This is a genomic window from Rhizobium sp. BK008, assembly GCF_014197345.1.
Lineage (GTDB): Bacteria > Pseudomonadota > Alphaproteobacteria > Rhizobiales > Rhizobiaceae > Rhizobium > Rhizobium anhuiense.
In genome coordinates, this window is record NZ_JACIFK010000011.1 from 189,744 (window position 1) to 195,858 (window position 6,115).

The window sequence follows — 6,115 nt, forward strand, 5'->3', positions numbered from 1 at the left end:
CATGCTCGGTGGCGAAGGCCTTTTGCGAATAAAGTGGCATTATGCCAGTGCACACACAATGACGATTTTGTGTGCTCAGTGTAGCCGAAAAAGCTACACCTGAAATTCGCGGGCAATGCAAGCTTGGAGCGTCAGTCTTTCGTCTCGCCTCGGCGGTTCGTGCGCTCCCGCATGAACCTTTCGATGAAGTCGAGCAGTTTCGTCGCGGCAAAGGACAGCTGCCGGTCCGGCGCGACACAGAGATCGACATGGGTGCGGATGCCGGTTTTGCCGGCAAGCGGAATGGCGAGAAGCTGACCCGCTTCGATCTCGCGACGGACGGTGAGCGCCGGCAGCAGCGTCGCCGCAGCCCCGCTGAGCACGAGTTCCTTCAGCATTTCGAGCGAGCTGGTGACGAAGACGGGATCGAGGCTCAACCCCTCCTTCTCGAACAAAGTATCGAAGGCCTGGCGGAAACCAAAAGATTGGTCGGGCAACGCCAGCGCATGATCGGCGAGCTCCCGCACCGCGATCTCGGTATGCGCGGCGGCCGGATGCTGCGGCGTGACGATGAGATCATAGGCGATCTCGGAGCGCAGCCGCACCTTGGCGCCGGACATGGGAGGTGCAAACAACGTCACCGCAATATCCGCCTCGGCGCTGTTGACGGCATCGACGGCCTGCCGCGCACTGGTGATCGTCACGGTAAAACGCAGCTTCGGATATTTCAGGCTGAATTCGGCAAGCGCCGGCGCTAGCAGATTGGCGACGGTGGCGCCATTGGCATAGATGCTGACACGGCCGCGCTGCAGGCCCTTCAGGTCTTCGATCAGCTGCTGCACGTGATCGAGTTCGCGCAGCGTCCGGCCGGCGCGGGCGGCAAGCAGCTCGCCGGCTGCCGTCAGCTTGACGCCGCGGGCGCTGCGCTCGACGAGCGGCGCGCCGAAGTGATATTCGAGGTTCTCGATCTGCCGGCTGATCGCCGTCGGCGCGACATTGAGGTTCTCGGCCGCCTGGCGCATGGAATTGGTCCTGACCAGCTCGTCGAAATACATCAGCGCCCGGATCTGCATTCACGTCTCTCCGCCATTCGGCATATTCGGTCTGCCGGTTCGGACCCTATTCAATCAATGACCATTCGGATAGCGGTCGCACCAAGCCTTTTGCGCGCCTTCGACCGGCAGTGCGGTCGCCGCGTAGACGCCACGGGCGATCGCCCGCGCCATGACGATGGTGGCGAGATGGCAAAGCTCCATCAGGCTCGCCATGTCGTCTCTTCGATGCCTGGCCGTCGATGCGGCAAAGACGGTGTCGCCGTCGAGCGGCAGGTGCACCGGCAGCAGTGCCCGGGCAAACCCGTCATGGCCGGCAAGCGAAAGCCGATGCGCCTCGGCCTTGGTCAGCTGCGCGTCGGTCACGACAGCGCCGATCGTCGTCGCGGTCGTGTTCATGCCCTTGAGCCGCATCCGGTGGTCGGCCACCGCAGGCATGCCGAGTCCGCCGAATTCGCCGTCCTTTTCGAAAGGTGCGGCCCAGAAATGTGGCCCGTCGCCGATCGTTGCCGAGCCGAGCGCGTTGACCGCGACAACAGCTGCAACGCGGTGTCCGGCGCTGCTGACGGCGCTGGCCGAGCCGAGCCCACCTTTGAAGGTGGCGGTCGTCGCCCCTGTGCCGGCCCCTGTCGTGCCGAGCGCGAAGGCGCCTTTGGCCGCTGCCTTCAATGCCGCATAGCCCATGTCGCGATAGGGCGAGTGGAGCCCCCAATCCTTGTCGCCGCCGTTCAGCAGATCCATCAGGATTGCCTGCGGCACGATCGGTATGCGCACCGACCCGACGGCAAATCCGCGGCCGAGTTCGCGCAGGCCCGCCTGCACGCCGCCGGCCGCATCCAGCCCGAAGGCGGAACCGCCGGAGAGCACGAAGGCATCCACGGCATTGACGGTCATCGACGGATCGAGCAGGCCGGTGTCGCGCCCGCCAGGCGCCCCGCCGAGCACGGTACCGGAGGCGACGGCCGGTTCGTCGAAGACGATGACGGTGACGCCGGAACCGAGCGCAAGGTCGGTCGCGTGGCCGACGGAAACGCCTTCGATGTCGGTGATGAGGTTGAGAAGATCGGGCAAGGGCGGATCCTTATGCAGAAAGGCCGCCGATAGGACTGCAATTGCCCTCAAAAAACAAGACCGGCCCCATTTGGCGGGACCGGTCGGACATCGGGAAAAGCCGTGAATGTCAATCGTGGCCTCATGCCCTCAGGCATGAAGCGGCTTCGGATGACGGCGGGTCATCAGGTCATGAATGGCCAGCCGCACCTCGTCGGGCGAGCCGAAACGCTGCTCGTCGAGGTCGTGGACATGAAATTTCACGGCGATGAACTTCAGCCGGTCTTCATCGGGAATGACGATCCCGACGGGAACGCCTGCATATTCGATAACTTGCTTCTTCATAGATAGAACTCCTGCCGCGCGACATGCGCAGCCATGGCGAATTGACTTGTCTGGTACCGTTGAAAGGAGGACGAACGTCACATTCGACAGCTCGGGCGGGAGAGGGCGCCCGGACGGTCATTGCCAAGCACAAATCGCCCAGGCAGATCGGCGAGAATATCGATGTCTATCATGTCTCGTTCCTTGCGTTGGCGTTGCACTTGAGTGGTCCCGGAAGAGCCCGGGGCCGGTGATGGCTGTCTTCAATAATCCACTAACTTGGTAGAGATTACCCGATAGCCTGTCAGAAACATATTCCGAAACGTGTCAAAATATCGACGATCCGAAAAAATTCATTCCGTCGTAACCCGAACTTACAGAAAGAAACATATCAGCTCTTCGTAAAATTCGCATGACAGAATCAGAGTTTGATCGATCACCGCGGCAGACATAGGAAGCCTTGCCGTATCAGGCAATGGCCCATTTCATCAAAAATCGAAACGCCTCGAAATGACCGATTTGGTTAACGCCGGAAGCGCTGTGTCACCAGCCTTCGGCGAGCACCTTCTCCAGCATGTCGGCGAAGAAATCCGCGCTTTCGATGGCGAGGCAGAGCGGCGGTTTGATCTTCAGCACATTCTGGTGATCGCCGGTCGGCTGCATGATGACGCCGAGTTCGAGAAGCCGGTCGCAGATGGCAGCGGTCTCTTCCATCGCCGGCTCCAGCGTCGTTCTGTCGCGGACGAATTCGAGGCCGAGATAGAGCCCCATGCCGTGCACGGCGCCCGCGATCGGATGGCGGTCGATCAGCGCGGCGAGCCGCGCCTTCAGATGATCGCCGACCGTCCTGGCGTTTTCCTGCAGTTTTTCCTCGGCCATGATGTCGAGCACCGTCATGCCGGCGACGCAGCTGACGGGGCTGCCGCCGGTGGAGGAAAAGAACGCGCCTTCTTTCTCCAGCGATTGGGCGATCTCCCGCGTGGTAATGACGGCGCCGAGCGGATGGCCGTTGCCCATGCCCTTGGCGATGGTGATGATGTCGGGCACGACCCCTTGCTGCTCGAAGCCCCAGAAATAATGCCCCAGCCTGGAATAACCGACCTGCACCTCGTCGGCGATGCAGACGCCGCCGCGGGCGCGTACCTGCGCATAGATGTCCCTGAGATAACCGTCCGGCAGCGGAATACCGCCGGCATTGCCGTAGACCGATTCGCAGATGAAGCCCGCAAGCCCGTCGCCGCTGGCGTCGATCGCCTCCAGCACCGGGGTTACGGCGCTGAGATAGTGCGCTGCCGTATCGGCACCGCGGAATGCGCCGCGATAGATATTCGGCGACACCACGGCATGCACCCAGTCCGGCCGAGTGGTGAGAGCCTGCGGGTTGTCGGCGATCGAGGTGGAGACGGCATCGCTCGCTGCCGACCAGCCATGATAGGCTTCGAGCAGGCACAGCATATTGCGCGCGCCGCTATGGGCTTGCGCCAGCCGAAGCGCCAGATCGTTCGCCTCCGAACCGCTGTTGACCAGGAAGACCGCGTCGAGTCCATCCGGCGAAAGGGCGGCGAGGCGTTCGGAAAATTCCGTGATCGCGGCATAGTGAAAGCGGGAATTGGTGTTGAGCCGCAGCCATTGCGCGCTGATCGCCGCCGCGAACTTGGGATGGCCATGGCCGAGAATGGTGACGTTGTTGACCATGTCGAGATAGGCGCGGCCCTCGACATCGAACAGGTGTTCCCGCCAGCCGCGCTCGATCTGCGGCGGTGCCGCGTAATAATTCTTCTGCGGCCTTGCGAGATGCGCCTGCCGCCTGGCGCGCAGTCCTGCAGTATCAGGTTTCGGCGCATCCGCTCCGGGGCTGAGAAGGAGTGACGGCGAAGGGCAGAGCACCGACCAAGCCGTCGCCTCGCGCGGTGTGGCAAAGAGCGGCGGTTCGAGACCGGCGACACTGCAAAACTGGACACGCAGCCCGCCGAGCGACGAAGCCTCTCCGAAAACCGTGCCGAGCGGATCACCGCCGGCAACCTCGGCGCCATCCTCGACCGAGAGGTCAAGCCCATCGAGATGCAAGGTGATGCTGTCGCCGGCGAGCGTCAGATGCTGGTCCTTCCAGCCGATCCGGCCGGCAAAGGGGGCCGCAACCGCGCTGCCTGCAGCAAGGCAGATATCGATATGCAGCGCGCAGGTCGCTTGTTCCTTCGCATTTCCCAGGCTCGCGCGGGAAAGCCGATATTCGCCGTAGCGCGTTGCCGCCGTGCCGTTTTCGGTCGCGGCGCGGGCAAGCAGCCGCCAGTCCATGTCGGCATTCAACCAGTTGCCGGCGGAAAAATGCGGGCTGCGCACCCCAAGATCGACATAGGCGATCTCGGCGGGATCGATGTCGGGCAGCAACGGCAGCCATCCCGATGCTTCCGGGGCGGCGGTGTCGACGCCGGCCGCTTTGAGGATCGCCGCTTCCATGAGTTCGAAGGGAACGGACATCGCCGCATCGAAGATCGCCCACTCGTGCGCGAGATTGCCGCGGACATAGTCATTATCGGGATCGACCGAAATCTGCTGCTCGCCACTGGCGACGAGAATGACGGCGCGTGCGACGACTAATGGCCAGAGCGCCTTCAGCTCCTCCTCGGTCAACGGATAGATCGCCTGATAGGCGGTGACGGCGGGCAGGACATGAAAAGGGTCGCCATCCGTCTGATGCAGCAGCGAAGCGCAGGTGACGGCGAGGTCGCCGACCAGCCAGCCGCGGATGATGTCGCCGAAATCGATCACCCCGTCAGGGACTATGTGACCACGGGCATTGCGGTGACCGACGACATTGTCGCCGGTGACGTCGTGATGCACGGCCTGCAGCCGGAGCGATGGCGCCAACGGCTGGATGCGACGAATGGCCATCACCATGGTCTTGGCGATCCGGTCGCGCGCCGCACTGTCGGTGATCGCGGACAGCAGTTGCACCGCGACCGGTCCGGCGCGCCGGAGATCCCATTGCAGGCTGCGATCAAGACCAGGGTGGTTGAAATCGGCAAGCGCCTGGGCCAGCCTCGCGCAGAGCGCACCAAGTGCTGCGACCGAAGCCGGCGCCAGATAGGTCAGCTCCGTCAGCCCCTGGCCTTCCAGATATTCGAGCAGCCGCACCTGGTAGCCCTGCCCGCGCACGGTCAGGACGACGATCTCCCGCCCGTCATTCGTGGAGATCACGTTCGGAACGCGCGGCGCATCTTGCCTGCTTTTGAGATGATGGATCGCCGCGTTCTGCGCTTCGAGCTCGCGGGTCTCGTAGGCAGCATGGCAGATCTTCAGGACGTAGCGACCGCGATCGCTATCGACGCGGTAATTCCGATCCTGCTGGCTGCCGAGTTCGGTCAGCGTGCCGGACAGGCTGTAATGGGCAAGAAGGATCTCTTCCGCATCCGCAACGGTAACGTCGGGACGCGGCAGCGCCATGCGGTCAACCAGCACCTCGTCGGTCATGACACCCCTCCCGCAGCATGATTCGATTACCTCACGCGATAATCAAATACTTGCTGCTGGCAGGCAACGGGAGATTGTCGTTTGCCAGCAGAAGAGATGTAGCTCTTTGCCTGCGCTCAACCCATGCGTTCGGAGGCGTAGCTGCCGGGGCTTGCCGGGAAGACCACGGTGCGGTTGCCGTTGATGAAGGTGCGGTGATGGATATGGGCGTGGATGGCGCGCGCCAGCACCTGGCTTTC

At 62.9% G+C, this 6,115-nt stretch carries 4 protein-coding genes and 1 pseudogene; all 5 read right to left on the reverse strand.

Annotated features, from left to right (window positions below):
* Nucleotides 1-131: 131 nt before the first annotated feature.
* On the reverse strand, nucleotides 132-1,052 hold the full coding sequence (locus FHT69_RS31415; RefSeq protein WP_183906435.1) for a LysR substrate-binding domain-containing protein: 921 nt from the start codon (nucleotides 1,050-1,052) through the stop codon (nucleotides 132-134).
* Between the two features lie 54 nt (nucleotides 1,053-1,106).
* Nucleotides 1,107-2,102, reverse strand: coding sequence for a P1 family peptidase (locus FHT69_RS31420; RefSeq protein WP_183906437.1), 996 nt, complete (start codon nucleotides 2,100-2,102; stop codon nucleotides 1,107-1,109).
* Nucleotides 2,103-2,231: 129 nt separating this feature from the next.
* Nucleotides 2,232-2,426 (reverse strand): hypothetical protein, encoded by a 195-nt coding sequence (locus FHT69_RS31425; RefSeq protein WP_003544544.1) that lies wholly within the window; start codon nucleotides 2,424-2,426, stop codon nucleotides 2,232-2,234.
* Between the two features lie 522 nt (nucleotides 2,427-2,948).
* Nucleotides 2,949-5,876, reverse strand: coding sequence for an aminotransferase (locus FHT69_RS31430; protein WP_183906439.1), 2,928 nt, complete (start codon nucleotides 5,874-5,876; stop codon nucleotides 2,949-2,951).
* 116 nt (nucleotides 5,877-5,992) lie between these two features.
* Nucleotides 5,993-6,115, reverse strand: a pseudogene (gene purU / locus FHT69_RS31435) (formyltetrahydrofolate deformylase); the annotation flags it as partial.